Genomic DNA, 26,014 nt, shown 5'->3' with positions numbered 1-26,014 from the left:
TCATTTCCCTGAAGTGTTTTAGCCTGAAGCGGCGCCCGACGGCGCCGCGAATTCCGATGTCGGCATGCCGCTCAGCGGCGTGCGTTCAACGGAATGACGTTGTGCAGCTTTTCATCCGCCGTTGCAAGGAACCGCTTGAGGTTGCGGGCTGCCTGACGAATGCGATGTTCGTTCTCGACCAGCGCGATGCGGATATAGTCATCGCCATGCTCGCCGAAGCCGATGCCGGGCGCCACGGCGACATCCGCGTGCTCGATCAAAAGCTTGGAGAACTCCAGCGAACCGAGGGCGCGGAACTTTTCCGGGATCGGCGCCCAGGCAAACATCGTCGCCGCCGGTGACGGGATATCCCATCCGGCACGGGCGAAACTGTCGACAAGGACATCACGGCGATGCTTGTAGACCGCACGCACTTCCGCAATGTCGGAACCATCGCCATTCAAGGCAGCGGCAGCGGCAACCTGAATGGGCGTGAACGCGCCATAATCGAGATAGGACTTGACCCGGGTGAGCGCCGAGATCAGGCGTTCATTGCCGACGGCAAAGCCCATGCGCCAGCCCGGCATCGAGAATGTCTTCGACATGGAGGTAAACTCCACGGCAACATCGATCGCGCCCGGCACCTGCAGGACGGACGGAGGCGGCGCGTCGTCGAAATAAATCTCGGAATAGGCCAAATCCGACAGAATGATGATTTCATTCTTGCGGGCGAAGGCAACCACATCCTTGTAGAAATCCAGCGATGCCACATGGGCGGTCGGATTGGAGGGGTAGTTGAGGATCAGCGCCAAGGGTTTGGGGATCGAATGGCGGATACCGCGTTCCAGCGCCGGAATGAACTGGTCATCGGGCATCGCCGGGATCGAACGGATGACGCCGCCGGACATGATGAAGCCGAACGCATGGATCGGATAGGTCGGATCAGGGCACAGCACGACATCGCCGGGCGCGGTGATCGCCTGCGCCATGTTGGCAAAACCTTCCTTGGAGCCAAGGGTCGCCACGACCTGCGTGTCGGGATTGAGCTTCACGCCGAAACGCCGCTCATAATAGGCGGCCTGGGCACGGCGCAGACCGGGAATGCCTTTCGATGAGGAATAGCGGTGGGTGCGCGGGTCCTGGACGGCCTCGCACAGCTTGTCGACAATGCCCTGCGGCGTCGGCAGGTCAGGATTGCCCATACCCAGATCGATAATGTCCGCACCGGCCGCTCGCGCGCTCGCCTTCAGGCGATTGACCTGTTCAAAAACGTAAGGTGGCAGGCGGCGAACTTTATGAAATTCTTCCATAGGTTTGGGTCCGGTAAAAATGGGTTCAATGTGCGGGTGCGCTATACACCCAAACTGTACGGCGGTCGAGCGATCATTGACACCGCGCGTTGCGCGCCGGGTCAATCGCCGTCATGCCATCCAGCCCGGGATTCTCCTGAGCAAGACACCCATTCGTGGTGTCTTCATGACCTTGCCGGCAATGGGCTATTGCCCGCTTTCAATAGCCTTCAAATCGTCCTGCTGCTGCTGGACCAGCTTCTTCATCTCGGCCTGGCGCCGGGCAACGGCTGCCGGATCGGCGGTGGCATTGCCCTGACCGCCTTTGGCCGCCACCAGCTTCTTCTGCAGATCGTCCTTCTGCTGCGGCGTCAGCTGTGCGGTCTCGCCCTTCGGATCGGGCGTGAAAACCGGAAAGGTGCCGGTGTTGACAGGACCGGTCAGGGGCGAATTCGACATGGGCTCGGGCGGAGTGTTCGCGCAGGCGCTCAAACCGGCAATCAGAACGGCGCCAACCGAGAAGCGGATGATGGTTTTGACCGAGATATTCATTGTTTGTCCTGACTGCCGGAATCGATATTCATCATAGTGATATGAAATGCACGTTAGAGGGATAGCATTAGAGCAACCGACATTCAAATGGGTTCAATTCCGTTTCTCCCATGGGAATACAATCTGCGAAGATGGTGACAAGGCCGTGATCTTTCCTGCACAATGACCGCAATTGAATGTCCGTTGCTCTGACTTGTGGTATCATGTCTATTATGCTGATCGGGAGGATCGGCGGGAGGAGTGCATATATGGACAATCCGGGCGACAAGAGTGCAAAAACGCCGAACCTCGACAAATATGTCATCAAGGATCCGGAAGCTTTCGCGCGCAATGTCGCCCATATGATCGAACAGGCCGGCAAGGCCGCCTCTGCCTGGGTCGAGCCGCGTGAAAAAGGTTTGAAGCGCGACACGATCGCCGATCCCGTCACCGATGTGGTGAAAACCCTCTCGCGTGTTTCCGAATACTGGCTGTCCGAACCGGGTCGCGCGCTGGAGGCGCAGACCAAGCTGTTCGCCAGCTATATGGCCATCTGGTCCAATTCCATCCGCCGCATGAGCGGCGAACAGGTCGATGACGTCGTCAAGCCCGACAAGGGCGACAAGCGCTTCGCCGACGAGGACTGGGGCAGGAACGCTTTCTTCGACTTCCTCAAGCAGGCCTATCTCGTCACGGCAAACTGGGCCGGCGAACTGGTCACCCATGCCGAAGGCCTCGACGATCACACGCGCCACAAGGCGGCGTTCTACGTCAAGCAGCTGACCACGGCGATATCGCCCAGCAACTTCCTGCTGACCAATCCGGAACTCTACAAGGAAACGGTCGCCAGCAATGGCGAGAATCTGGTCAAGGGTATGAAGATGCTGGCGGAAGACATCGTTGCCGGCGGCGGCGACCTGCGCCTGCGGCAATCGGATATGACCAAGTTCGCCCTCGGTGAAAATGTCGCGACCACCCCCGGCAAGGTTATCGCGCGCAGCGATGTCGCCGAAATCATCCAGTATGAACCCTCGACACCGGATGTGCTGAAACGCCCGCTGCTGATCTGCCCGCCGTGGATCAACAAATTCTATATTCTCGATCTGAACGCGGAAAAATCCTTCATCAAATGGGCCATCGACCAGGGACACACCGTGTTCGTGATTTCCTGGGTCAATCCGGACCACCGTCACGCCATGAAGGACTGGACCGCCTACATCAATGAGGGCCTGCGCTTCGGCCTCGACACCATCGAGAACGCAACGGGCGAAAAAGCCGTCAATGCCATCGGCTACTGCGTCGGCGGAACGCTTCTGAGCGCCGCCCTCGCCCTTTTTGCCCAGGAAGGCGAAAACAGGATCCGGAGCGCGACCCTTTTCACCACGCAGGTCGATTTCACCTATGCGGGCGATCTCAAGGTTTTCGTCGACGAGGATCAGATTCGCGCCCTGGAAGCCGCCATGTCCGCCGAAGGCTATCTGGACGGCACGCGCATGGCGACGGCCTTCAACATGCTGCGTTCCGGCGACCTGATCTGGCCCTATGTCGTCAACAATTACATGCGCGGCCGCGATCCTGTCCCATTCGACCTTCTCTACTGGAATGCCGATGCCACGCGGATGAGTGCGGCCAACCATTCCTACTACCTGCGCAACTGCTATCTCGACAACAATCTGGTGCGCGGGATGATGAAGCTCGCCGGGCAAAACCTGTCACTGGGCGATGTCAAAATCCCCATCTACAATCTCGCCGCCAAGGAAGACCATATTGCGCCGGCACTGTCGGTTTTCACCGGCTGCAAATATTTCGGCGGCGACGTCACCTATGTCCTGGCCGGCTCCGGCCATATCGCCGGCGTGGTCAATCCGCCCGCCAAGAACAAGTACCAGTATTGGACCGGCGGTTCGCCCGTCGGCGCGTTCGACGAATGGCTCACCAACACGTCGGAACATCCCGGATCCTGGTGGAATCATTGGCAAAAATGGATCGAATCGCAGGACGACGCGCGCGTTCCCGCCCGCCAGCCCGGTGAAAACGGTTCGGAAATTCTCGGCGAGGCGCCGGGAACCTACGTGCGCATCCGCGTGTAAAAATTCGCTGTTTTGCTGGCTTTTGAGCCTATCCTGGTCGTGAAAACCATGGCAGGAAGGTGGCCAATCACGTTTTCGCCTCATTCTGGCTATAGCCCGGAGCTTGTGGAGACGTTTAAAAATCGTTAACTTTGCGCTCTCTCTGCCGGTGTTCTTGCACTTCAACTAAACTTCGCGAGCATCCTGCTCATCTCAAAGCGGATTGGACTGAACCATTGCAAGAGCCGGAAAAGACGAGACGGGGGAATCGTTGAACAAGCTGTCAGCCTCAGTAGCAGCCTTCCGGGCGAGCACCGCTATTTGCTTCGTAACGATTTTTGCGATGGCGACAGCATCCTGCACGTCGACAGGATCGGCACCGACTGCCGGCTCCGTCCTCAACGTCGCCTCAGCCACCACAAGCACCGCGACAGCCAGCGCCAATGCGAATGCGATTCCGGCAGCCGGATCGGAAAAAGCATCACCCGAAGCACTGGCTCTTGCGGGCGGCGCCGAGACAAACGCCGCCAAAGCAGCCAATCAGGCCGCCGCGTCGGCGGAACAGGGCAAAACGGTTGCCGCCCATCCGCAATCGCCGAAGGAGGCAGCCGCCGCTGAGGCCGCAGCCAAAACGACGGCGGAAACCGGGCAGCACGTCACAGCCTTCGCGCCCGCGGTGGTAAAGCCGCCGGTAAAGACATCGCTGTTCGGAAGCGCGGCGCCTGAAACGGTCGAGCAACCGCAAGCAGCCGAATCGCATGCCGCTCCGGAAACCGGCGCAAAGCCAGCCAAGGCGGACGCGGAAGCCAAGGCGGCACAGGTTGCATCAGCCGGTGCCGGGCAGACAATCACCGTTCCCGAAGCCAAACCGGCAGCGCATGCACCGGCATCCGACAAGGACAATGGCTTGCTGGTGCGCCTCTTTGCCAACAATGCCGGTGCTGCCGCGTCGAAACGTCAGGTGGCCGTCATTCAGCCCAAGGCGCAGGCACAGCTCAAGGCCATCAGCGGCAATGCCCCGGTACAGGTGGCCAGCGCCGCAGGGTTGCCTTCGCCGTCGAACTACCGGCCGACCGAACATCTGTCGTCCCTGCCCGGCGTGCGCCCCAATGGCGGTATCCAGATCATGCAGCGCGACAGTCTCTATCAGGACGACGACGAATCAGCCGCCGCGCCGGTGATTCTGGCTTCGGCGGCCGGACTTGCACGGCTGGCCCCCAATGGGCTCAAGGTTCAGCGCGAAAGCGTGGATGTCGCCTGCCTGAAACCGCAACTGGTCGGCATGCTGAAAACGATCGAACGCCGCTTCGGCAAATCGGTGATCGTGACGTCAGGCTATCGCAGCCCGCCTTACAACCGACTCGTGAACGGCGCCAAGGCCTCGCTTCACATGTCCTGCGCGGCGGCGGATATCCAGGTTCCCGGCGTTTCCAAGTGGGATCTGGCGAATTTTGCCCGGACAATGCCGGGTCGCGGCGGCGTTGGCACCTATTGCTATACCGAATCGGTCCACGTGGATATTGGCCCGACTCGCGACTGGAACTGGCGCTGCGGCAGCCGTCGCGGCTGATCCGGATTAATTGCGGCCGTTCGCGGCCGCCCATGCGCACTGCATTTGTGCACAGCCCCGCGAAGAATTTTCACTTTTCCCAAAAAAGAATGAAATATGGGGTTGCAGTCGAAAAACTGTTTCACTATAAGCCGCTTACCTGCAGGCGCCCATCGTCTAGCGGTTAGGACGGCGCCCTTTCACGGCGCAAACAGGGGTTCGATTCCCCTTGGGCGTACCAGGCTTTCTCCCTGTAAAATCAGCATATTGCAGAAGCCGGCTCATACGCCTGCGCTTCATCCTTTCATGCAAAACGGCCAGCCCCCGCAAGAGCCGGCCGCGCTGTCTTTGGTCCTTACAGCTAGTTGGCAGGGGCCGGCTTTGCCGGTTCCGGTGCCGGAGTGGTTGGAGCTGCGCCGGGTTTTGCGGGCTCCTGGGTGGTCGCAGGCGGCTTGCTGCCGCCCTCAGATGGCTTGTTGTCGCAAGCTGCCAATGTGAACGCAGCGACCGCTAGAACGGGTACGAAAAACTTACAGTTCATCATGTCTCCTCCTATGCGTTTCACCCGCCGTGGGCAGGCGCATACAGGATGAGACAGCACAGACGATGATAACAGACCTGCATGTTCAAGCTTTGTCACCGGCTGTTAAAGAAAGTTATGAGGCTCCATACCTGACCTGACCTATCATCAATCACTGCTGAGATTCCGATCTCCGGCAGTAGGGTTCGGTTTAACCTCCAAACCAACCCGAATTCTCCCACCCCAGAGCAAATTTGCCTGCCTTTCCCAAGGCAGGCCTTTTTTGTCTGCGGCCTGACCTATCCGCCGCCTTCGGTCTCGGTTCAGTGCCTGCGAATAAGCACAGACGAGCCACAATCTAAGCATGTTTTTCCCATCCTATGTCATCATGCAGGAAAACATATTCATGAGCAGACAAACGAAGATAACAGTGACGTTCTTTCTGGCCGGCCTTGCTGCGACGGCTGCCATGCTCATGGCCAATCTGTCCCTGGCCGATGTGATCAGGACGGTTCAGGGCCTGTCCTGACGTCTCAGGCGCGATTTGCGATTGTCCGGCCTTCTCCGGTCGGGTAGATCTCGCGGATGATTTTCCCTGCCCCTCTCGTCACCGGCCGACTGGTCCAGCGTTACAAGCGCTTTCTTGCCGATATCATCCTCGATGATGGCAGCCCGATCACCAGTTCCGTACCCAATACCGGCTCCATGCTCGGGCTGACCGATCCCGGCATCCGCGTCTGGCTGTCCTTGTCCGATGACGGCAAGCGCAAATATGCCCATACGCTGCAGATCGTCGAAGCGCAGGGCACGCTGGTCGGCATCAACACGGGCCTGCCCAACCGGATCGCCGAGGAAGCCATTGTGGCGGGGCTTCTGCCGACCCTTGGCGGTTATGGCGCGCTCAAGCGCGAGCAGAAATATGGCGTGAATTCCCGCATCGACATTTTGCTGACCGATCCGGAACGGCCGACGGCCTATGTCGAAGTGAAGAACGTGCACTTCTCCCGCACGGCAAATCTCGCGGAATTTCCCGATTCTCCGACCGCCCGCGGCGCAAAACATCTGGACGAGCTTGGCAACATGGTTGAGAATGGTCACCGTGGTGTCATGCTTTATGTGATCCAGCGCGATGACTGCGACCGCTTGCGAATCTGCGGCGACCTAGACCCGGTTTACGCAAGGGCGTTCGAGCGGGCGATGCGCCGCGGGGTTGAAGCTTACGCAATAAGATGCCACATCACGCCTTCGGGCATTGCTGCAACAACTGCGATACCCATTATTGATTGACGCCAAGCGGAAAGCACCATGGTCACCTATCTCGATGCGCAGACAGCGCCCCTGAAGAACACCGGACAGATCAGGCTTCACGGCCCCGAAGGCTTCGCCGCCATGCGCAAGGCCTGCCAGCTCACGGCACGTTGCCTGGACGAGCTCGCCGGTCTGGTTGAGCCGGGTGTGACCACCAATACCATCGACCGCTTTGTCTTCGAATTCGGCGCGGATCACGGTGCCCTGCCCGCAACCCTCAACTATCGCGGCTACACGAAATCGTCCTGCACGTCGATCAATCACGTCGTCTGCCATGGTATCCCTGATGACAAGCCGCTGCGCGAAGGCGATATCGTCAATATCGATGTCACCTACATACTCGATGGCTGGCACGGCGATTCCAGCCGCATGTATCCCGTGGGCGAAATCAAGCGCGCCGCCGAACGCCTGATGGAAGTGACGCATGAAAGCCTGATGCGCGGCATTGCGGCCGTTCGCCCCGGCGCCCGGACCGGCGCTATCGGCGCCGCCATCCAGAACTATGCCGAAGCGGAGCGCTGCTCCGTCGTTCGCGACTTCTGCGGCCACGGTGTCGGCCAGCTTTTCCACGACGCACCGAACATTCTGCATTACGGCACACCCAATGAGGGCGTTGAACTGCGCGAAGGCATGATCTTCACCATCGAGCCGATGATCAATCTCGGCCGCCCGCATGTGAAAGTCCTCGCCGATGGCTGGACGGCCGTCACCCGCGATCGTTCGCTGACAGCACAGTATGAACATACGGTCGGCGTCACCAAGGACGGTTGCGAAGTCTTCACCCTTTCACCCGCAGGCCTGTTCGCTCCGGGTTTGAAACTCGATTAGGAACGCAGGGCCCCATGAGCGAAGACGAGCCACCCAAGACTTTCTTCCTCAAAGAGCCCTCACCAAAATCGCTGCAGAAACAACCTGGTGTTGAGAAAACCGCCGATACAGCCAACGCTGCCAGCCAGGCCGCGGAACCGCACTACACCGGCCACCGCGAGCGGATGAAAGAGCGTTTCCAGAAAGTCGGCCATCAGGGCTTTGCCGATTATGAAATGCTGGAAATGCTGCTGTACCGCCCGATACGACAAGGCGACACCAAGCCGCTGGCCAAGGCGCTTCTGGCCCGCTTCGGCAGTCTGGCGGAGGTGCTGGGCGCGCCGGAACACCTGCTGCGGGAGGTAAAGGGCTGCGGCCCGACCGTGGCCTTTGATCTCAAATTCATCGCCGCCCTTGCCCACAGGGCCATGCGCAGCGGCATGGGCGAACGCACGATGCTCGGCTCATGGAGCGAACTGATCGACTATTGCACCGCAGCCATGGCGCATGAATCACGCGAGCAGCTGCGCATCCTCTTTCTCGACAAGAAAAACACGCTAATTGCCGACGAGGTGCAACAGGTGGGCACCGTCGACCATACACCCGTCTATCCCCGCGAGATAATATCCCGCGCACTGCAATTGTCGGCGAGTGCCATCATCCTTGTCCATAATCACCCCTCGGGCGACCCGACACCGTCCAGAGCCGATATAGAGATGACAAAGACCATTGCCAGCATCGGCGAACAGATGGGAATCATTGTTCACGATCACATCATCATCGGCAAGAACGGCCATGCCAGCCTGAAGGGCATGAAACTCTTCTAACCCAGGCCGGCCGAACCGCAATCGCGATCAAATGCACGCCGCCGACGATGTGTATTGGTATGCCGTGCCCCAATGGAGAGTTGCATGAATTCGGTTGAAAAAGCGATCTGGTATGTGGAGGGTCATTTCGCCGAGGAGATCACCCTCGACGATATCGCCGATGTGGCGGGCCTGTCACGGTTTCACATGTCCCGCGCCTTCGGCATTTTTGCCGGCCGCTCGGTCAGCAGTCACATCCGTGGCCGCCGGTTGACCGAGGCAGCAAAATCCCTGTGCGAAGGTGCTCCGGATATTCTCAGCGTCGCGCTCGATGCCGGCTACAGCTCCCATGAGGCATTCACGCGGGCGTTCCGCGATCAGTTCGGCCTGACGCCCGAACAGGTCCGCGCACAGCGCCATACCCGTAACATCCCATTGGTGGAGCCGATGAAAATGGACGAAAAGTTTATCACCGATATCGAAGAGCCGCGCATCGCGAACGGCAAACCAATGCTGGTCGCCGGCATAGGCGAACGATACACCTGCGAAACCAGCAGCGGCATTCCGGCGCAATGGCAGCGTTTCAACCCCTATTTCGGCCATATCACCGGCCAGATCGGCGATATCGCCTACGGCGTCTGCTGTAACAGCGATGACGCCCAGAATTTTGATTACATCGCGGGCACCGAGGTTGCCGATTTCTCTGACATCCCGCAGGAGTTCGCTCGGCTGCGCATTCCGGCGCAAACCTATCTGGTGTTTTCGCATCGCGACCATATTTCGACCATTCGCAGCACGATCATGACCATCTGGGGCAAATGGTTGCCGGAATCCGGCCATGTCCTGGCCGATGCACCCAATTTCGAACGTTATGGTCCGGAATTCGACCCGCGGACCGGCAATGGCGGAATGGAGATCTGGATTCCGATCAAGGCCTGAACCGGCATCGAATCCATACTGACGGGGTGCTGTCAGGAGGAAATCCGCTATGATGGAGCCGTCATAGCGGAGACACCACCATGTTGCAGGCTTGCCTGAATGGCGGGCGCATGCGGGATTTTCACCCTGCGCTCCCCTTTACAGCCTCGGAAATTGCAAGGGACGCCGCGCTTGCCGTGGCCGCTGGCGCCCGCGAGCTGCATATCCACCCGCGCGGACCGGATGGAATGGAAACGCTGGAGCCGGATTATGTTACCGAGACCCTGCAGGCTGTTCGTTCGGCCGTGCCGGGCATTCCTGTCGGCCTTTCCACCCATTGGCGCATCCCTCCCGGCGGCCTTTCGCGGCAGGAACCCATGCACCGCTGGACGACCCTGCCCGACTACGTCTCGATCAACCTGATCGAAGAGGACGCTGAGGATGTGATTGCGCACATTCTCGGCAGGGGTATCGGCGTCGAAGCGGGGCTCTGGTCCGTCAGCGATGCGCAGCGCTTTGTCGGCCTGAAGGATGCGGCAAAATGCTTGCGTGTGCTGATCGAAATCAACGAGCAGGACATCGATGAGGGATTGCGGGCCGCCGATGGTATTCAGGCGGTTCTGCGCAAGGCAGGCCATACACTGCCTATCCTCATGCATGGCGATGAAGCCAGTGTCTGGCCCATCTACGGCGAAGCCAGGGCCAAGGGCTTTGACAGCCGTATCGGCCTGGAAGACGGCAATCTCCTGCCGTCGGGACAAATGGCTAAAGGCAATGCCGATTTGATCCGCGCCGCGCTCGACCTGGTGTCTCGCTGAGATCGTTCATATCTCATCAAGAAACTCGCCCAGGAACCGGCGGAGCCGCTCCTGTCGCACCTTGGCGATCTGCGCACCCCTGACCGTATTGAACCCCGCACTCAACTTGAAAAGCTTGACCTCAAAATGATCGATGGCAAAGCTCTTGTCATCGAGGTTACGGTCCGTTGCCATGGGGTCCCAGGGATCATATAGCCCACTCCCCATACGGCCTGCGATGTAGAAACATCGTGCAGCGCCAACCATGCCAATGGCATCCAGACGATCCGCATCCTGCAGGATTTTCGCCTCCAAGGTGCGTGGAGGGATGTTTGCCGAAAAGCTGTGTGCCTCGATGGCGTGCGCTGTGGCAGCAACGCGCGGGGATTGCCAGCCAATATTGGCAAGAAGCTTCGATGCTTTTTCAGCAGCCAACCGCGAGGCCTGCGCGCGATGGGGTGAATTCTTTTCGACGGCAACGCAGTCATGCAGGATTGTCGCTGCGGCCAGTATTTCGCTGTCCCCACCCTCCTCGTTATGAATTGCTGTTGCATTTTTCCACACACGCAAGAGATGAGACAGGTCATGCGACCCATCACTCATACCATCGATTGCATGAGGCAGAAGGTGTTCGGCAAGCGCCTCGAACGGCGCAAAGGCAGCAATGGACATCGGCGAAATCTCTGCGGAATCAGTTAGACCCGCAGCATACTCTGCCCCGCAATTACCGCGCACCAGAAATGAAAAAGGCCGCTCGAAAGCGGCCTTTTCAATCAGAGAGACAAAAGCTTACGCTTCGTCTTCGGTCTTCTTCTTGGCGGCCTTCTTCGGCGCTGCCTTCTTGGCAGGCTTCTTGGCTTCGCCGGACTTTTCATCCGACTCGTCTTCAGCCATCAGCTCTTCCTTCGTCACCTTCTTGTCGGTGACGTTGATGGAGGTGAGAAGGTGATCGACAACCTTTTCTTCGAAGATCGGAGCGCGCAGATTGTTGATTGCTTCCGGAGTCTTGCGGAAGAATTCATAGATCTGCTGTTCCTGGCCCGGATACTGGCGAACCTGATCGTAAACGGCGCGCTGCAGTTCCTCTTCGGTCACTTCGATGCCGGCCTTGTTGCCGATTTCGGAGAGAACGAGGCCAAGACGAACGCGGCGTTCAGCCAGCTTGCGATATTCTTCGCGCGCTTCTTCTTCCGTTGTCTCTTCGTCTTCGAATGTCTTGCCGGCCTGTGCGAGGTCCTGGCCGATCTGTGCCCAGATGTTGTTGAACTCGGCATTGATCAGGCGTTCCGGCGATTCGAACTTGTACTCGCCGTCGAGCGCGTCGAGAATCTGACGCTTAACCTTCTGGCGGGTGAACGAGCCATACTGGCTTTCGATCTGCTCGCGGATAACCTGACGCAGACGGTCGGCGCTCTCGATGCCGAGCTTCTTCGCGGTCTCGTCGTTGATTTCGAGTTCGCCGGGCTTGCCGATTTCCTTGACGGTGATGTCGAAGGTCGCATCCTTGCCGGCGAGGTGCGCTGCACCGTATTCAGCCGGGAACGTAACCTTGATCTGCTTCTCGTCGCCAGCCTTGGTGCCGATCAGCTGATCTTCGAAGCCGGGAATGAACTGGCCGGAGCCGAGGATCAGGGTCGCATCGGTATCGGCGCCGCCATCGAACGGCACGCCGTCGATCTTGCCGAGATAGTCCATGGTGACGCGGTCGCCGGATTCGGCCTTGCCCTTCTTGGGCTCGAACGTCTGGGCGGAGCTGGCAACGCGCTTGACCTGCTCTTCAACTTCCGCGTCGGTCACATCGACCACTTCGCGCGTGACGCTGATCTTGGAAGCGTCCTTGAGTTCGATAACCGGCAGGACTTCGTAGTTCAGCGTGAATTCGAAATCGGCTTCGCCGTTCAGAACCTTGTCCGCTTCCTTCTCGTCTTCCGTCATCGCAACTTCCGGCTGGGTCGCCGACTTTTCGTTGCGCTCCGCAAGGATCGTGCGCGAGGAATCGCTGAGAATCTCGTTGACGACTTCAGCCATGAACGACTTGCCGTACATCTTGCGCAGGTGATTGAGCGGCACTTTGCCGGGGCGGAAGCCGTTGATGCGCGCCTTGGCGCTGGCACCTTGGAGGCGTTCGGAAAGCTTTGCTTCCAGATCCTTGGCCGGAACGACGACCTTGATCTCGCGCTTCAGCCCTTCATTGAGCGTTTCAGTAACCTGCATGTCCAAACCTTCACTTTTTTTAACATTTGTCCCGCCGTCGCCGGCCTGTGAGCCAAATTGCGGGAGAAAAACTGTCTGCCATCGTGGCTTCTGGTGCAGATGGGGCGAGCCATGCCCTCACCATCCACGTTGATTTTATTGCTTTATTTCTCTTTCAGCTCATTTTTTGTGACACAATTCATATCACAGAACCTGTCACAGAGCCGCGCAAGAAATTGCACCCTTACCGATTGGTGGCTCCATTTACTTGCACTGCGTACAAAAATCAATGGCACAGCCTCAGGGTCGGGCAAACTTCTGCACGGCAAGTCAGGCACTTTCATGATCACAACAACACGTGAAATATTTGCCTGATGACAACGATGTGCAACTGTGCAAATCTTCCCGGTGTGGGGACCATCGATAGCCAACTGGAAATATGCCTCAACGGAATTTGGAACTGCCCTTGCGCTGGTCCCTATCGAAACTAAATACTAAATCGATACAATCTGAGAAATTGACTTGTTTGTCTGCGGCGCCAGCATTCCAGCTGTTCTGGTCAGCGCATCACCTGACCCGTAGCCGTACGATGAATCACCCGCGCTGACGGCGGTGCCCAGGCATCCCCGAGACGCCTGGAAGTCTGATCGTCATGGAGGCCTGCCCTTGTCACGGAATTCTCTCTCTACCTTCAAAATCGGCTTTGCAATCGCGCTCATGGCAGCCTCTCCGGCGCTGGCGCAGAATGCGCCCCCGCCTCCAACCGTCACGGCAGCCAAGCCTGTCGTCCGCGACGTGATCGACAGCGATGAGTTCATCGGCCGCTTCGAAGCCGTCGACCAGGTCTCGGTGCGCGCGCGCATCGATGGCTACCTCGATACGGTGCATTTCAAGGATGGCTCGTTGGTCAAGAAGGGCGATCCGCTCTTCACCATCGACCAGCGCCCCTACATATCCGCCCTGGCGCAGGCCCAGTCCGCGCTGGAAGTGGCCAAAACAACGGAAACCTATGCGGAGGCCCAGTTCAAGCGCACCCAGTCGCTGACCGGCAGCGGCACCCTGTCCGTATCCACACTGGATGACCAGCGCCGCGCCTATCTGGCCGGTCAGGCCAGCGTGGCCGGCGCCCAGGCCGCCGTCGATGCGGCCCAGCTCAATCTGAACTACACGCAGATCACGGCGCCGCAGGATGGCCGCATCGACCGCAGGCTCATTTCCGTCGGCAATCTCGTCAATGCCAACAACACCATCCTGACGACCATCGTTTCGCTCGATCCGATCGATTTCTATTTCGACGTGGATGAGCGCAACCTCCTGTCCTATGCCAAGACCGCCCGCGAAAACGGCAGTAATCTGCAGGAAGGCGGCGGCGGCCTCGAAGTGACGGTGCGGCTGACCGATTCCAACCAGCCGCCGTTCAAGGGCAAGCTCGATTTTGCCGAAAACCGGCTCGATGATGCCACCGGAACGATGCGGGTGCGTGCCCGCTTCAACAATCCGGATTTCGTGCTGCAGCCCGGACTGTTCGGCCGGGTCGAAGTGGCCGCCTCCAACACCTATAAGGGTATTCTCGTGCCCGACGAAGCGGTTGGCTCCGATCAGAACGAGCGGGTTGTCTATGTCCTCAATGCGGACAACTCGGTCACGACCAAGCCCGTGCGTCTTGGCCCCAAACTCTACGGTTATCGGGTGATCCGCAGCGGCCTGACCGGTGACGAGACCATCGTGGTCAACGGCCTGATGCGGATTCGCCCGGGTATCAAGGTCAAGGCCGACATTATCCAGCTTCCGCCGGAGGTGAAGGCTGCGGAGGCGGGCCAATGAGATTTGCGCATTTTTTCATCGACAGGCCGATCTTCGCATCCGTCCTGTCGATTGTGCTGCTGATTGTCGGCGGGATAGCCTACACCCAGCTCCCCGTCGCCCAGTATCCGGAAATCGCGCCGCCAACCATTGTCGTGCGCACCGCCTATCCCGGCGCCGATGCCGAAACCATTGCCAATACGGTCGCCACCCCCATCGAACAGCAGATCAACGGCGTCGAGGACATGCTCTACATGTCTTCCTACTCGACCGCCGATGGTTCGATGGCGCTGACCATCACCTTCAAGCTCGGCACCGATCTCGACAAGGCACAGGTTCTGGTACAGAACCGCGTCGCCATTGCCGTACCGCAATTGCCGCAGGACGTGCAGCGCAACGGCATCACCACGACGAAAAGTTCGCCCGACCTGATGATGGTCGTGCATGTGCTTTCGCCCGACAACCGTTACGACCAGCTCTATGCGTCCAACTACGCCAACACCCGCATCCGCGACGTGCTGTTGCGGCTCGACGGCGTCGGCGAAGTCACCATCTTCGGCGAGCGGCAGTATTCCATGCGCATCTGGCTCGATCCGCAGAAACTCGCCGCCTACTCCATGACATCGGCTGATGTGGTTCAGGCACTGCGCGACCAGAACGTGCAGGTCAATGGCGGTGCCATTGGCGGGCCGCCCACACCGGGCACAAGCGCCTTCCAGTACACGGTCACCATGCAGGGCCGGTTCAGCGATGCGCGGCAATTCCGTTATGTCATCGTCAAAACAAGCGGCAATGGCCGTCTCGTACAGTTGCAGGACGTCGCCCGCATCGAACTCGGCGCCAAGGATTATGTGACCAACAGTTACCTCGACGGCAGTCCTGCCGTTGCGCTGGGTATCTTCAGCCGTCCGGGCACCAATGCCCTTGCGGCGGCGGCATCCATCCGGTCCACCATGGAGGAACTCTCCAAGGATTTCCCTCCGGGCCTGAAATACGACATCGTCTATGATCCGACGGAGTTCATCGCGGAATCGATCTCCGACGTTTACAAGACGATCTTCGAAGCCGTGATTCTCGTCGCGCTGGTCGTTCTCGTCTTCCTGCAATCCTGGCGGACGGCGATCATCCCGATCGTGGCCATCCCGGTCTCATTGATCGGCACCTTTGCCATCCTCTCGGCCTTTGGCTTCTCGCTGAACATGCTTACCCTGTTCGGCCTGGTCCTCGCCATCGGTATCGTGGTGGACGACGCCATCGTGGTGGTGGAGAACGTCGAGCGAAACCTTGCGGCGGGCATGAGCCCGAAACAGGCCTCGCACACGACCATGGACGAGGTTGGAACCGCCGTTATCGCCATTTCACTGGTGCTGATCGCGGTGTTCGCCCCAACGGCGTTCATTCCCGGCATATCGGGCCAGTTCTACATCCAGTTCGCCGTGACCATCTCGGCAGCAACAGCCATTTCGGCCATCAACTCGCTGACGCTCTCTCCTGCCCTGGCGGCAATTGTGTTGCGCCCGCATGACCATGCGGTCTCCAAAAACCCTCTGGCGCGGGCTGGCCGGGCCTTGGCCAATGGCTTCAACACCGGCTTCGACAAGATGGCGAACGGCTATTCCTGGATCGTCCGGCATCTCGTCGGATCGACCATCGGCCTCCTCGCCTCCCTGCTGGTGTTCGCGGGGCTGCTGGTCGCCACCTGGTTCATGGCGGTCACGATCCCGCGCGGCTTTGTGCCGCCGATGGATCAGGGCTATGCCATCGTCGTCGTCCAGCTGCCCGACGGTGCTTCTCTCGCCCGCACGGACGCGGTGATCGAAAAGGCGTCGAAGATCATCAAGGGCATTCCGGGCGTGCGCAATGCCATTGCCTTTGCCGGGTTCAACGGTGCGACGTTTACCAATGCGTCGAATTCCGGCGTGGTGTTCGTTCCGTTCCAGCCGTTCGCGGAGCGGATCAAGAACGGACAAACGGCCAATTCCATCATCGGCCAGGTCTATGGCAGCCTGCAAAGCATCCAGGAGGCCTTCATCATCGCCGTGCCGCCGCCGCCGATCCGCGGCGTCGGCAATGCCGGCGGCTTCAAGATGCAGCTCCTCGACCGCGACAGCTCCGATATGCGCCGCGTCCTGGGATTGGCCTATCAGATGATGGGCGAAGCCAACCAGACCCCGGGGCTGACCGGCGTCTACACCACGTTCTCCGCCAATAGCCCGCAATATTTCCTCGAGGTGGACCGTGACAAGGCACAGGCATTGAACGTGCCCATTCCCAATATTTTCGAGGCGCTTTCAACCAACCTTGGCACCTCCTATGTCAATGACTTCAATGCCTTCGGCCGCGTCTATCAGGTGCGGGCGCAGGCCGACCAGCAATACCGGCTCGATCGAACCGACATCCTTGCCCTGAAAGTACGCTCGGCAACGGGTGCGCTGGTTCCGTTGGGCACGCTGATCAACATCAAGGACACCAACGGCCCCTCGCTGGTGCAGCGATACAACATGTATGTATCGGTGCCGCTGCAGGGCAATGCCGCGCCCGGGGTTTCCACCGGTACGGCGCTCGACAAGATGGAGGCCCTTGCCACCAAGACACTGCCCAGCGGAACGACATTCCAGTGGACGGAACTGGCGCTTCAGGAACGGCAGACCGGAAACACGGCGATCCTGATCTTCGGACTGTCCGTGGTGTTCGTCTTCCTCGCCCTTGCCGCACAGTATGAAAGCTGGGTGCTGCCGCTGGCGATCATCCTGATCGTGCCGCTGGCGGTTCTGGCCGCGCTGATCGGCGTGTTCCTGCGCGGGATGGACAACAACATCCTGACGCAGATCGGCCTTGTCGTCCTGATTGGTCTGGCGGCGAAGAACGCGATCCTGATCGTGGAATTCGCCCGCCAGCATCAGGCGGAAGGCGCAACGCCTGTCGAAGCCGCCATCGAAGCCAGCCGTCTGCGGCTTCGCCCGATCCTGATGACCGCCTTTGCCTTCATCTTCGGTGTCGTGCCGCTGATGATTGCCCAGGGTCCCGGCGCGGAAATGCGCCAGTCACTCGGCACGGCTGTGTTCTCCGGCATGCTTGGCGTGACCTTCTTCGGCCTGTTCCTGACGCCGGTGTTCTACGTTGCGCTCCGTTCATTCGGACGCAAGAAGGCACCGGTTGAAAAGCCGGCGGAAGAAGCCCCGGCCCACTAGGCTTGAAACGCCCGACACAAGGATCGCGCCGGCTTATCACCGGCGCGATTTTTCATGGATGCCGAATTTGACGGTGTAAGGCATTGCAAAACACCGCGCTTTCAAGACACTGCGCGGCAGATTCCAAGGGAAAGTGACGCTCATGACCAATCAGGATATTCGCCCGACCATCGATGCTCCCGATGACGATCCGCGCATCTGGCTCGAAGAAATCGATGGCGCAAAGCCGCTTGCATGGGTGGAGAAGCAATCCGCCGCAACCATGCAGCGCTTCGGCGGCCGGCAGTTCGAGCATGACCGCGATGTCCTGACCGCCATTTTGAACCGGCCGGACAAGATCCCGATGGTCGGACGGCGCGGCGATTATCTCTACAACCTCTGGCAGGATGAGAAGAACCCGCGCGGCCTGTGGCGCCGGACCACCATGACATCCTACAAGACGCCCGAGCCGGAATGGGAACTTCTGCTCGATATCGATGCCTTGGCCACAGCCGAAAATGACGACTGGATCTGGGCGGGCGCGCAGATCGAACCGGAGAAGCGGCAACGGGCCATTCTCTCCCTGTCGCGCGGCGGCAGCGATGCGGTTGTCAACCGCGAGTTCGACCTGCACACGCTGCGGTTCATCGAAAACGGCTTCAACCTCCCCGAAGCGAAGGGTGGCCTCGGCTGGCTCGACCGCGATACGGTGCTGATATCGAGCGCCCTTGGCGAGGGCATGGCCACGCAATCCGGCTATGCGCGCACCGTCCGCCTGTGGCGACGCGGGACCGATCCGCTGGCTGCGCCGGTGATTTTCGAATGCGCCGCGGATTCCATGGCCGCCGGTGTCGACATTGATCACAGCAGCGGCAGCGAGCGCCTCTGGTTTGTCGAGCAGCATTCCTTCTTTGAAACCGCTGGCTGGCTGGGCGATCGCAGCGGACCCGGGCAGCGCGTGGACGTGCCGGCAACGGCATGGTGGAATTCCTACGACCAGTGGCTGACGGTCAAGCCGAGGGAAGACTGGACCGTCGCCGGCGTCACCTACCCCGCCGACACGCTCCTCGGCATTTCGCTCCAGGCATTTCTTGCCGGCGAGCGTGATTTTCAGGTTCTGTTCGAACCGGGTCCGCGCCGCGCCCTGCAGGGGTTCTTCTGGAATGACAAGAAGCTGGTCGTCTCCTATCTCGACAATCTCGCGCCGCGCTTCGAGATTTTCGAGCCTGCGCTTGGCAAATGGGCAAAAAAGCCCATTTCGGTCGTGCCTACCGAGGGCATCGTTCATATCTGGTCGCTGGATGTCGAGGACATCCACGCCAATGGCGAACTGCTCGTCGCCGCGCAGGACCCGATAACCCCGGCGCAGGTCCTGCTCCTCGACATTGCCGAGCCCAACACACTGGCTGCCCCCACGCTGCTCAAACAAAGCCCTGCGGTCTTCGACGCGACCGGGCTTGTCGTCACGCGGCATGAGGCGATCTCCAGCGATGGCGAGTCGATCCCCTATACGCAGATCGGACCCAAGGGTGAAACCGGCGATGCACCGGTGCACATGACCGGTTACGGCGGATTTGGCGTGTCGATGGAGCCCTATTACAGTGCATCCGTTGGCAAGTTGTGGCTCGAGCGCGGCGGCACAAGCGTGGTCGCCAATCTGCGCGGCGGCGGCGAATTCGGCACCGCATGGCACGACGCGGGGCGCCGGGCAGGCAAAAAGCTCTCGCATGATGATTTTGCCGCCATTGCCGCCGATCTGGTGCGGCGCGGCGTCACGCGGCCGGGCCGTATCGCGGCGGAAGGCGGTTCCAATGGCGGCCTGCTGATTTCCAACATGCTGACGCGTTATCCCGAACGCTTCGGCGCCCTGTTCTGCACCATTCCGCTGATCGACATGCGCCGCTACAACAAGCTTCTCGCCGGGGCGAGCTGGGTCGACGAATATGGCGACCCGGACAAGCCGGAGGATTGGGCTTTTCTGAAGGAAATGTCGGCCTATCACGCGGCTGTGCCCGGCCGGCCCTATCCGCCGATCCTGATCGCAACGACCCGGAGGGATGACCGCGTGCACCCCGGACACGCCCGCAAGATGGCGGCAAAGCTGCAGGAACTCGGCTACACCGCCTCTTTCTACGAGCCCGAGGCGGGCGGACACGGCTATGGCAAGGACAACAGGGAGCGCGCCAGCTTCATTGCGCTCGGCTACGCCTTCCTGCGGGATGCGATCGGCTGGACGCCGGCGTAATCCTGTTCAAGCGGCGGCTTTTTCCTTTGACCCCTGAGAAGAGGGTGATATAGAGACCGGTGCTTGAGGGCCGGATACGGCCCTCATCTGCGGATATGGCGAAATTGGTAGACGCACCAGATTTAGGTTCTGGCGGGAGACCGTGGGGGTTCGAGTCCCTCTATCCGCACCACTCTTTCTACACATATTTCAATATGTTGACGGGCTTTTTCAAAGCTGCGCGATGACGGCTGTTCAGTAGGCCGGTTCCTGGTAAAGCAGGCGTCCATTGTACTTGAGCGAACGAATCTGAGCTTCGCCCGCGCTGGAGACGGCAATCACCGCATCGACCCCGCGTTCACTCTGCACCTTCTCGACCGCACGGCCCCATCCTTCGGGGAGATAATAGCGTTCGATGCCGTACTGCACCGCAAAGACGCCCATGGCACCCATCATCGTCTGGCCATGCATCTGGACTTCGCCAGCCGCCAAATCCTGGCGTTTCTGCCAGGAGGCACCGGTGAAACCCCACCGGCCATCCGCGCCCTCTTTCAGCGTGACATAGATGTCGGCAAGGCCTGCTGTATCCGGCTTCGTACCGCTCACCTTGTCGGCTTCAACAGACGAAATCCCGTAGCCAAGCCGCACATATTCGCCGCGCAACAGGTCGCGCGGATCGACCGGCTGCGTGGCCAGCGTGATCATTGTGCCGTGGCGCAGGATCATCGCGTGCTTTTCTATCATGGCATAAAGCGCGCCCGACTGCAGCAGCGCAACGATCAAAGCCGGCAGCAAAAAATACTTTGTTTTCATGATGCTGCACCCTTCACCAGACTCTTCCTGTGAAGACGGCGTTCCATCCGGATAACGAACACAGCAAGCAGCAGGACGAGCACGCCGACGGTCAGGAAGAAGCCAGCGGTACCGATCATCGTGCCGATGGTCTCGAACGCGATATAGAGAACCTCCAGCGAAAACAGCCCATAGGCGCTCCACCGTATGGCAAGATTGCGGTGTCCCGACAAGGCCAGACCGGCGATCGCCACGGCAAGGATGACAATACCCGTCATGACATCGCGAGTCTGGGCAAAGATGTGGTCGTTGAACTGGAAAATCAGCAGCACCATCTGCACCGCCAGAAATCCGTAGGCGCCGAGACTGATGCTCCATCCGGTCGCGCGGTCCAGCACAGCCGGATGCAGTGCGTCCAGCAGAAACAGGCCGAGCCCGGCAATCAGCGTCATCCATAGCACGACGCCGGCATCCCGGTCGAAGTGAACGATACAGACAAAGAGCAGCACAAGAACGGCGAGAAAGTGCCGGGCCACCTGCGCGCCCGTATACCAGATCAGGCCTGCCGCAATCACCGCAAAGACCGGGATGATCCAGACATAGGACAGGCGCGATGCCGTTTCCGGTTCCAGGCTGGCCACGAGATAGAAACCGGCAATCACGATGCTGGTGGAGACGAGTGTCGACGAGCGCAACGCCAGCGCGGCGACAACCGTCCCGCCCGCCCAGAGCAGCGCAGCGGACGCCACGTCACCCGACAGATGATACATCTGGCCGACCAGTGCGATCCCGGCACCAAAGGCGATGGCGCCCAGGAGATAGAGCGCCTCACTGAAAATCCTGTCGCCCTTGTTCGCCCGCCACGCGCCGCCGAGATAACCGCACCAGAGCACGGCAAAGATCAAGCCGACGCGAACAAGGCGCGGCATGGCTTCCCAATTGGCGGCAATCAGCGACAGCAGCGCCGCGCCGAGGAGAATGACGCCCAGTATGGCCAGGACATTGCCCAGCCCGAAACCCGGGCCCTGCCCGGCGATATCAGCGCGCAGGCGGTCCGCCGTGGCGTCATCGATCAACCCGTCACGCTGCCACCGTGCAATGTGCTTGCGCAGGGTAAAACCGACTATCATGCATTCTGCTCCCGACTCGAGCTGTAAGATTAGGGCTCCGCCCCTGATAAGGCCAGCCACATTGAAAACGCAATTGCAGCCGGATTCGGGCCAAAGGCCATGAAGATGACGTTTGTGCGACGCAGCAATTAAAATCGATTAATGATGCAATGCAACATACGCATAGCTGATCTGCAAACTTGGCTCTGCACATTCGCCAAGGCATCCACTATCTTCAGGTCAACGATCAAGAGTGATCAACGAAACAACTGAACCGAATGGTGAATGAAATGAACCTTATCCGCTCCTACAGCAACTGGCGCCGTTATCGTGACACGGTTTCCGAGCTGAACCGTCTGTCGACCCGCGAACTGAACGACCTGGGCATCTCCCGCTCGGACATCCCGTTCGTCGCCAAGAAGTCCGCAGTACGCTAATCGCATAACAGAATATCGCCGGGGTTCATCCTCCTCCCAGAGCCCCCGCGATCAAAGGCCGGCACTCCTCCTCCCAGCCGGTCTTTACAAAACGGCACCCACCGCACCTCCTCCCGCGGTGGGTGTTGTTGTTTCCGGGGTATGCGGTTCGAGACATCTGCTCACCGCCTCCCTTTTCAAATCGCCTCCTGTTGCGATCCATGCCTGCGACCATTCGGGTCAAAGCCGGGCTGGAAACATGCACCCTGGAGTTCTACAGTCTGAGTCCCCCTTCACATCCTCCCCGGGAGACTTACCATGCAAAAACGCCCTCTTGGCCGCACAGGCCTGTCGATTGCTCCGCTGGTTTTCGGCGGCAACGTCTTCGGCTGGACCGCTGACAAGAAAACCTCCTTTGACCTGCTTGACCGCTTTGCCGATGCGGGCCTCAACACGGTCGATACGGCCAATGTCTATTCAAGCTGGGTGCCCGGAAACAGCGGCGGTGAATCGGAAACCATCATCGGCGAGTGGATGAAATTCCGCGGCACGCGCGACAGGATGATCATCATCACCAAGGTCGGCGGCGACATGGGCAAGGGCAAGAACCTCAAGGCCGCCAATATCGCCGAGGCCGTCGAAGCATCGCTGAAACGCCTGCAGGTGGACGCCATCGACCTCTACCTCTCCCATTGGCCAGATCCGGCCACACCCCACGCGGAATCGCTTGCCGCCTATGACAAGCTGCTGAAAGCCGGCAAGGTCAAATCCATCGGCGCGTCCAATTTCGATGCGGAACAGCTGCGCGCGGCGCTCGACACCGCCAAGGCGGATGGCCTGCCGCGCTATGACGTGCTCCAGCCGGAATACAATCTCTATGACCGCGCCGGCTATGACGGCGCGCTGCGCGACCTGTGCATGGCCGAGGACATCGGCGTCATCACCTATTTCAGCCTCGCGCGCGGGTTTCTCTCCGGCAAATACCGCAGCGAATCCGATCTTGGACAGAGCCAGCGCGGCAGCGGTGTCAAAGCCTATCTCAATGCGCGCGGCTACCGCATCCTGGAAGCGCTGGACGCGGTTGCGGCCAAACATGGCGCCAAGCAGGCCGAGGTTGCCCTGGCCTGGATTATCGCACGCCAGGGCGTCACCGCCCCCATCGCCAGCGCCACATCGCTGCAACAACTGGAAAGCCTGATCAAGGCGGCATCCCTGACGCTCGACAAGGCGGACATCGCCGAACTCGACAAAGCCAGCGCCTGACACACCGGCAAGCCGCTGCGGATCATCCGCAGCGGCTTTTGCACCATTGAAGCCGGACGCCAAACGGTTTATTGGGGTGCTATGTCAAACACACCCGTACATATCATTGGCGGCGGTCTCGCCGGTTCCGAAGCTGCATGGCAACTCGCCGAAGCAGGCATTCCCGTCATCCTGCACGAGATGCGTCCCGTTCGCGGCACGGACGCGCACAAGACGCAGGATCTCGCCGAGCTCGTCTGCTCCAATTCCTTCCGCTCCGATGATGCGCAAACCAATGCCGTCGGCGTGCTGCATGCGGAGATGCGCCTCGCCAATTCGCTGATCATGGCCTCGGCCGATTCACATCAGGTTCCAGCAGGCGGCGCGCTCGCCGTGGACCGCGATGGTTTTGCCCAGGCTGTGACGGCCAGGCTGGAAGCGCACCCGCTGATCACCATCGAGCGCGAAGAGATCACCGGCCTGCCCCCTGAAGATTGGGACAAGGTCATCATCGCCACCGGGCCATTGACGGCACCGTCGCTGGCCGAAGCCATCGGCAGGCAGACCGGCGCCGATGCCCTCGCCTTTTTCGATGCCATTGCACCCATCGTGCATTTCGACAGCATCGACATGAACACCTGCTGGTTCCAGTCGCGCTACGACAAGGTTGGCCCCGGCGGCACCGGCAAGGATTATATCAACTGCCCCATGACCAGGGAGCAGTATGAGGCTTTCGTGCAGGCGCTGATTGCCGGCGACAAGACGGAATTCAAGCAATGGGAAGGCACGCCCTATTTCGACGGCTGCCTGCCCATCGAAGTCATGGCCGAACGCGGCGTCGAAACCCTGCGCCACGGCCCGATGAAGCCGATGGGCCTGACCAATGAGCACAACCCCACGGTCAAGGCCTATGCCGTCGTGCAGCTGCGGCAGGACAATGCGCTCGGCACGCTCTACAACATGGTCGGCTTCCAGACGAAGCTGAAATACGGGGCGCAGACCGAGATTTTCCGGATGATCCCCGGCCTCGAGAATGCGGAATTCGCGCGGCTGGGCGGCCTGCACCGCAATACATACCTGAATTCGCCCATCCTGCTCGACCCGACGCTGCAGCTGAAATCCCGCCCGGGCCTGCGCTTTGCCGGGCAGATCACCGGTTGTGAAGGCTATGTGGAATCGGCGGCCATCGGCCTGCTTGCCGGGCGGTTCGCCGCCGCCGAGCGTCTCGGACATGTTTTGACACCGCCGCCGCTCACCACGGCCTTTGGCGCGCTGCTCGGACACATCACCGGCGGTCACATCGTCAGTGATGAAGAACCCGGCAAGCGCTCCTTCCAGCCGATGAATGTCAATTTCGGCCTGTTCCCGCCGATTGAGGCGCCGAAGTCGGAAGGCAAACGGCTGCGCGGCAAGGAAAAGACCAACGCCAAGAAACGGGCCATGAGCGCTCGTGCACTTGCGGATTGCCGGGCATGGCTGGGCCTGCCTGCGGTGGCCGAGGCTGCGGAGTAACGAGCGCAGCTTGTTGCATTCTATGGTGTGCGTGGTTCGACAAGCTCACCATGAGGGATGTTGCATTTTGCAATGCACCGGATTCCCTCATGGTGAGCTTGTCGAACCACGCACCACGCTAATGCCATCCAAGGCTAGCGCATCGACGCCCTGAGCATCACCCACTGGCGCTTCAACGGTGAAATTACCGCTGTTTCATCGGCTGCGGCAGCGCCACTGGCCCTGATCCCCTTCAGATAGGTTCTGGTCAGGCTTACCGGCAGATAGGCCGGACGCAAAGCGGCGGGGAGCGATTTTGCGCCGGCTTCATATTTCCCGAGATGATCTTCCGCCAGCGCCGTCATCGCATCGATGGCGCGCTTGACCGCGTCCTTGTCGGCGCCCTCAAGCACTGTTTCGGCACTGCAGCCGACGGCGGACAGGATGTCGGCCGGGATATAGACCTGTCCGCGCCGGCGGTGCAGCGGCAGGAGACGCAGAAGGCCGGTAATGGCCTGGGCAACCCCCGCATGGCCCGCTATATCCGCATGGGCGGGCGCCTTTTCCGCATCCAGCACAAGAGAGGCAAGCTGGATCAAGGCCGAGGCCGTCTCGCCGCAATAGCCCTCAAGATCGTTGCGGCTGGGCATGGGATCGTCATAGAGATCGAAAATGCGGGCTTCACAGTAATTGTCGAAGGCGGCGCGCGGCAGATTATGGGCCTTGATCGCCTCCAGCAGGGCCGCCGCCACCGGATTGCCGACGGCCTCGCCATGCTCGGTACCGTTGATCAGGTCACGCCACCACTGCAGACGCACCTCGCCCGGCAGCGGATCGTGGATCAGGTCACGGATGCGGGCGATCTCGACATTGAAGGCGTAAAGGGCGGCCAAGGCACCCCGTTTGTCCTCCGGCGCATAAAGCACCGAGAGGTAGCGGTCGGGATCGGCATCGCGCAGCAATTGCAGGCAGTGGGTCTGGTTCGCGTTCATGGGGCTGAG

The 26,014-nt window shown here is 60.0% G+C and carries 21 protein-coding genes and 2 tRNA genes; 16 read left to right on the top strand and 7 right to left on the bottom strand.

Translation table 11 applies throughout. The annotated features are described in order from the left end of the window. Positions 1 to 71: 71 nt before the first annotated feature. Positions 72 to 1,289 (bottom strand): LL-diaminopimelate aminotransferase, encoded by a 1,218-nt coding sequence (locus tag J1W56_RS10365; RefSeq protein WP_223613187.1) that lies wholly within the window; start codon positions 1,287 to 1,289, stop codon positions 72 to 74. A gap of 186 nt (positions 1,290 to 1,475) precedes the next feature. Beyond that, entirely contained in the window at positions 1,476 to 1,820 is a 345-nt protein-coding gene (locus J1W56_RS10360) for a flagellar basal body L-ring protein FlgH (RefSeq protein WP_223613186.1), read from the bottom strand. Between the two features lie 248 nt (positions 1,821 to 2,068). Between J1W56_RS10360 and phaC the strand changes: the two genes are divergently transcribed. The 9 genes from phaC (at position 2,069) to J1W56_RS10320 (ending at position 10,594) form a co-directional block, all read left to right on the top strand. Next, on the top strand, positions 2,069 to 3,889 hold the full coding sequence (phaC, locus tag J1W56_RS10355; protein ID WP_223613185.1) for a class I poly(R)-hydroxyalkanoic acid synthase: 1,821 nt from the start codon (positions 2,069 to 2,071) through the stop codon (positions 3,887 to 3,889). 322 nt (positions 3,890 to 4,211) lie between these two features. Continuing rightward, entirely contained in the window at positions 4,212 to 5,438 is a 1,227-nt protein-coding gene (locus J1W56_RS10350) for a YcbK family protein (RefSeq protein ID WP_223613184.1), read from the top strand. Positions 5,439 to 5,583: 145 nt separating this feature from the next. After that, a tRNA-Glu gene (locus J1W56_RS10345) sits at positions 5,584 to 5,658 on the top strand. A gap of 685 nt (positions 5,659 to 6,343) precedes the next feature. Continuing rightward, on the top strand, positions 6,344 to 6,466 hold the full coding sequence (locus tag J1W56_RS25975) for a hypothetical protein (protein WP_264319114.1): 123 nt from the start codon (positions 6,344 to 6,346) through the stop codon (positions 6,464 to 6,466). 56 nt (positions 6,467 to 6,522) lie between these two features. Then, on the top strand, positions 6,523 to 7,224 hold the full coding sequence (gene sfsA, locus J1W56_RS10340) for a DNA/RNA nuclease SfsA (RefSeq protein WP_223613183.1): 702 nt from the start codon (positions 6,523 to 6,525) through the stop codon (positions 7,222 to 7,224). 18 nt (positions 7,225 to 7,242) lie between these two features. Beyond that, positions 7,243 to 8,073 (top strand): type I methionyl aminopeptidase, encoded by an 831-nt coding sequence (gene map / locus J1W56_RS10335; RefSeq protein ID WP_223613182.1) that lies wholly within the window; start codon positions 7,243 to 7,245, stop codon positions 8,071 to 8,073. A gap of 14 nt (positions 8,074 to 8,087) precedes the next feature. Next, a complete protein-coding gene (gene radC, locus J1W56_RS10330; RefSeq protein ID WP_223613181.1) occupies positions 8,088 to 8,879 on the top strand; it encodes a RadC family protein in 792 nt (263 codons plus the stop codon). Positions 8,880 to 8,963: 84 nt separating this feature from the next. Continuing rightward, complete coding sequence (locus J1W56_RS10325; RefSeq protein ID WP_223613180.1) at positions 8,964 to 9,797, top strand: AraC family transcriptional regulator; 834 nt, start codon at positions 8,964 to 8,966, stop codon at positions 9,795 to 9,797. 80 nt (positions 9,798 to 9,877) lie between these two features. After that, on the top strand, positions 9,878 to 10,594 hold the full coding sequence (locus J1W56_RS10320; RefSeq protein WP_223613179.1) for a 3-keto-5-aminohexanoate cleavage protein: 717 nt from the start codon (positions 9,878 to 9,880) through the stop codon (positions 10,592 to 10,594). A gap of 6 nt (positions 10,595 to 10,600) precedes the next feature. Here the strand turns inward: J1W56_RS10320 and J1W56_RS10315 are convergent, their stop codons facing one another. Next, positions 10,601 to 11,245, bottom strand: coding sequence for an HD domain-containing protein (locus tag J1W56_RS10315; RefSeq protein ID WP_223613178.1), 645 nt, complete (start codon positions 11,243 to 11,245; stop codon positions 10,601 to 10,603). Between the two features lie 117 nt (positions 11,246 to 11,362). Continuing rightward, on the bottom strand, positions 11,363 to 12,787 hold the full coding sequence (tig, locus tag J1W56_RS10310) for a trigger factor (protein WP_223613177.1): 1,425 nt from the start codon (positions 12,785 to 12,787) through the stop codon (positions 11,363 to 11,365). Between the two features lie 696 nt (positions 12,788 to 13,483). On the opposite strand from tig, the gene J1W56_RS10305 reads away from it, so the two are divergent. The 4 genes from J1W56_RS10305 (at position 13,484) to J1W56_RS10290 (ending at position 20,156) form a co-directional block, all read left to right on the top strand. Then, positions 13,484 to 14,590: an efflux RND transporter periplasmic adaptor subunit gene (locus tag J1W56_RS10305; protein WP_223613493.1), complete on the top strand. Its 1,107-nt coding sequence runs from the start codon at positions 13,484 to 13,486 to the stop codon at positions 14,588 to 14,590. After that, positions 14,587 to 17,760 (top strand): efflux RND transporter permease subunit, encoded by a 3,174-nt coding sequence (locus J1W56_RS10300; RefSeq protein ID WP_223613176.1) that lies wholly within the window; start codon positions 14,587 to 14,589, stop codon positions 17,758 to 17,760. Before J1W56_RS10305 ends, J1W56_RS10300 begins: the two co-directional genes overlap by 4 nt. Before the next feature lie 142 nt (positions 17,761 to 17,902). Further along, a complete protein-coding gene (locus J1W56_RS10295; protein WP_223613175.1) occupies positions 17,903 to 19,984 on the top strand; it encodes a prolyl oligopeptidase family serine peptidase in 2,082 nt (693 codons plus the stop codon). A gap of 89 nt (positions 19,985 to 20,073) precedes the next feature. After that, positions 20,074 to 20,156: transfer RNA gene (locus J1W56_RS10290), tRNA-Leu, on the top strand. 62 nt (positions 20,157 to 20,218) lie between these two features. Here J1W56_RS10290 and J1W56_RS10285 read toward each other — a convergent pair. Together J1W56_RS10285 and J1W56_RS10280 are read right to left on the bottom strand one after the other, a co-directional pair. After that, positions 20,219 to 20,776 (bottom strand): GDYXXLXY domain-containing protein, encoded by a 558-nt coding sequence (locus J1W56_RS10285; protein ID WP_223613174.1) that lies wholly within the window; start codon positions 20,774 to 20,776, stop codon positions 20,219 to 20,221. Further along, positions 20,773 to 21,885, bottom strand: a complete 1,113-nt coding sequence (locus tag J1W56_RS10280; RefSeq protein WP_223613173.1) for a DUF2157 domain-containing protein — start codon at positions 21,883 to 21,885, stop codon at positions 20,773 to 20,775. The genes J1W56_RS10285 and J1W56_RS10280 overlap by 4 nt, the downstream gene beginning before the upstream one ends. Before the next feature lie 269 nt (positions 21,886 to 22,154). Between J1W56_RS10280 and J1W56_RS10275 the strand changes: the two genes are divergently transcribed. The 3 genes from J1W56_RS10275 to trmFO all read left to right on the top strand — a co-directional run bounded on the left by J1W56_RS10275 (position 22,155) and on the right by trmFO (position 25,034). Further along, the gene (locus J1W56_RS10275) at positions 22,155 to 22,301 is read left to right on the top strand and encodes a DUF1127 domain-containing protein (protein ID WP_091878374.1); all 147 of its coding nucleotides are present in this window, start codon (positions 22,155 to 22,157) and stop codon (positions 22,299 to 22,301) included. Positions 22,302 to 22,598: 297 nt separating this feature from the next. Further along, complete coding sequence (locus tag J1W56_RS10270; protein ID WP_223613172.1) at positions 22,599 to 23,543, top strand: aldo/keto reductase; 945 nt, start codon at positions 22,599 to 22,601, stop codon at positions 23,541 to 23,543. A gap of 81 nt (positions 23,544 to 23,624) precedes the next feature. Continuing rightward, a complete protein-coding gene (gene trmFO, locus J1W56_RS10265) occupies positions 23,625 to 25,034 on the top strand; it encodes a methylenetetrahydrofolate--tRNA-(uracil(54)-C(5))-methyltransferase (FADH(2)-oxidizing) TrmFO (RefSeq protein ID WP_223613171.1) in 1,410 nt (469 codons plus the stop codon). Positions 25,035 to 25,168: 134 nt separating this feature from the next. Here the strand turns inward: trmFO and J1W56_RS10260 are convergent, their stop codons facing one another. Next, the gene (locus J1W56_RS10260) at positions 25,169 to 26,005 is read right to left on the bottom strand and encodes a phytoene/squalene synthase family protein (RefSeq protein ID WP_223613170.1); all 837 of its coding nucleotides are present in this window, start codon (positions 26,003 to 26,005) and stop codon (positions 25,169 to 25,171) included. Positions 26,006 to 26,014: the final 9 nt, after the last annotated feature.

This window comes from Phyllobacterium calauticae (assembly GCF_019991125.1).
Lineage (GTDB): Bacteria > Pseudomonadota > Alphaproteobacteria > Rhizobiales > Rhizobiaceae > Phyllobacterium > Phyllobacterium calauticae.
Note: the sequence above shows the minus strand (reverse complement) of the source record. Positions and strands in the feature narration are given on the sequence as shown.

Bases quoted from the DNA above. Each gene is read 5' to 3' on its own strand.
- J1W56_RS10365 (WP_223613187.1), bottom strand. From the start codon at position 1,289: ATGGAAGAATTTCATAAAGTTCGCCGCCTGCCACCTTACGTTTTTGAA.
- J1W56_RS10360 (WP_223613186.1), bottom strand. From the start codon at position 1,820: ATGAATATCTCGGTCAAAACCATCATCCGCTTCTCGGTTGGCGCCGTT.
- phaC (WP_223613185.1), top strand. From the start codon at position 2,069: ATGGACAATCCGGGCGACAAGAGTGCAAAAACGCCGAACCTCGACAAA.
- J1W56_RS10350 (WP_223613184.1), top strand. From the start codon at position 4,212: ATGGCGACAGCATCCTGCACGTCGACAGGATCGGCACCGACTGCCGGC.
- J1W56_RS25975 (WP_264319114.1), top strand. From the start codon at position 6,344: ATGAGCAGACAAACGAAGATAACAGTGACGTTCTTTCTGGCCGGCCTT.
- sfsA (WP_223613183.1), top strand. From the start codon at position 6,523: ATGATTTTCCCTGCCCCTCTCGTCACCGGCCGACTGGTCCAGCGTTAC.
- map (WP_223613182.1), top strand. From the start codon at position 7,243: ATGGTCACCTATCTCGATGCGCAGACAGCGCCCCTGAAGAACACCGGA.
- radC (WP_223613181.1), top strand. From the start codon at position 8,088: ATGAGCGAAGACGAGCCACCCAAGACTTTCTTCCTCAAAGAGCCCTCA.
- J1W56_RS10325 (WP_223613180.1), top strand. From the start codon at position 8,964: ATGAATTCGGTTGAAAAAGCGATCTGGTATGTGGAGGGTCATTTCGCC.
- J1W56_RS10320 (WP_223613179.1), top strand. From the start codon at position 9,878: ATGTTGCAGGCTTGCCTGAATGGCGGGCGCATGCGGGATTTTCACCCT.
- J1W56_RS10315 (WP_223613178.1), bottom strand. From the start codon at position 11,245: ATGTCCATTGCTGCCTTTGCGCCGTTCGAGGCGCTTGCCGAACACCTT.
- tig (WP_223613177.1), bottom strand. From the start codon at position 12,787: ATGCAGGTTACTGAAACGCTCAATGAAGGGCTGAAGCGCGAGATCAAG.
- J1W56_RS10305 (WP_223613493.1), top strand. From the start codon at position 13,484: ATGGCAGCCTCTCCGGCGCTGGCGCAGAATGCGCCCCCGCCTCCAACC.
- J1W56_RS10300 (WP_223613176.1), top strand. From the start codon at position 14,587: ATGAGATTTGCGCATTTTTTCATCGACAGGCCGATCTTCGCATCCGTC.
- J1W56_RS10295 (WP_223613175.1), top strand. From the start codon at position 17,903: ATGACCAATCAGGATATTCGCCCGACCATCGATGCTCCCGATGACGAT.
- J1W56_RS10285 (WP_223613174.1), bottom strand. From the start codon at position 20,776: ATGAAAACAAAGTATTTTTTGCTGCCGGCTTTGATCGTTGCGCTGCTG.
- J1W56_RS10280 (WP_223613173.1), bottom strand. From the start codon at position 21,885: ATGATAGTCGGTTTTACCCTGCGCAAGCACATTGCACGGTGGCAGCGT.
- J1W56_RS10275 (WP_091878374.1), top strand. From the start codon at position 22,155: ATGAACCTTATCCGCTCCTACAGCAACTGGCGCCGTTATCGTGACACG.
- J1W56_RS10270 (WP_223613172.1), top strand. From the start codon at position 22,599: ATGCAAAAACGCCCTCTTGGCCGCACAGGCCTGTCGATTGCTCCGCTG.
- trmFO (WP_223613171.1), top strand. From the start codon at position 23,625: ATGTCAAACACACCCGTACATATCATTGGCGGCGGTCTCGCCGGTTCC.
- J1W56_RS10260 (WP_223613170.1), bottom strand. From the start codon at position 26,005: ATGAACGCGAACCAGACCCACTGCCTGCAATTGCTGCGCGATGCCGAT.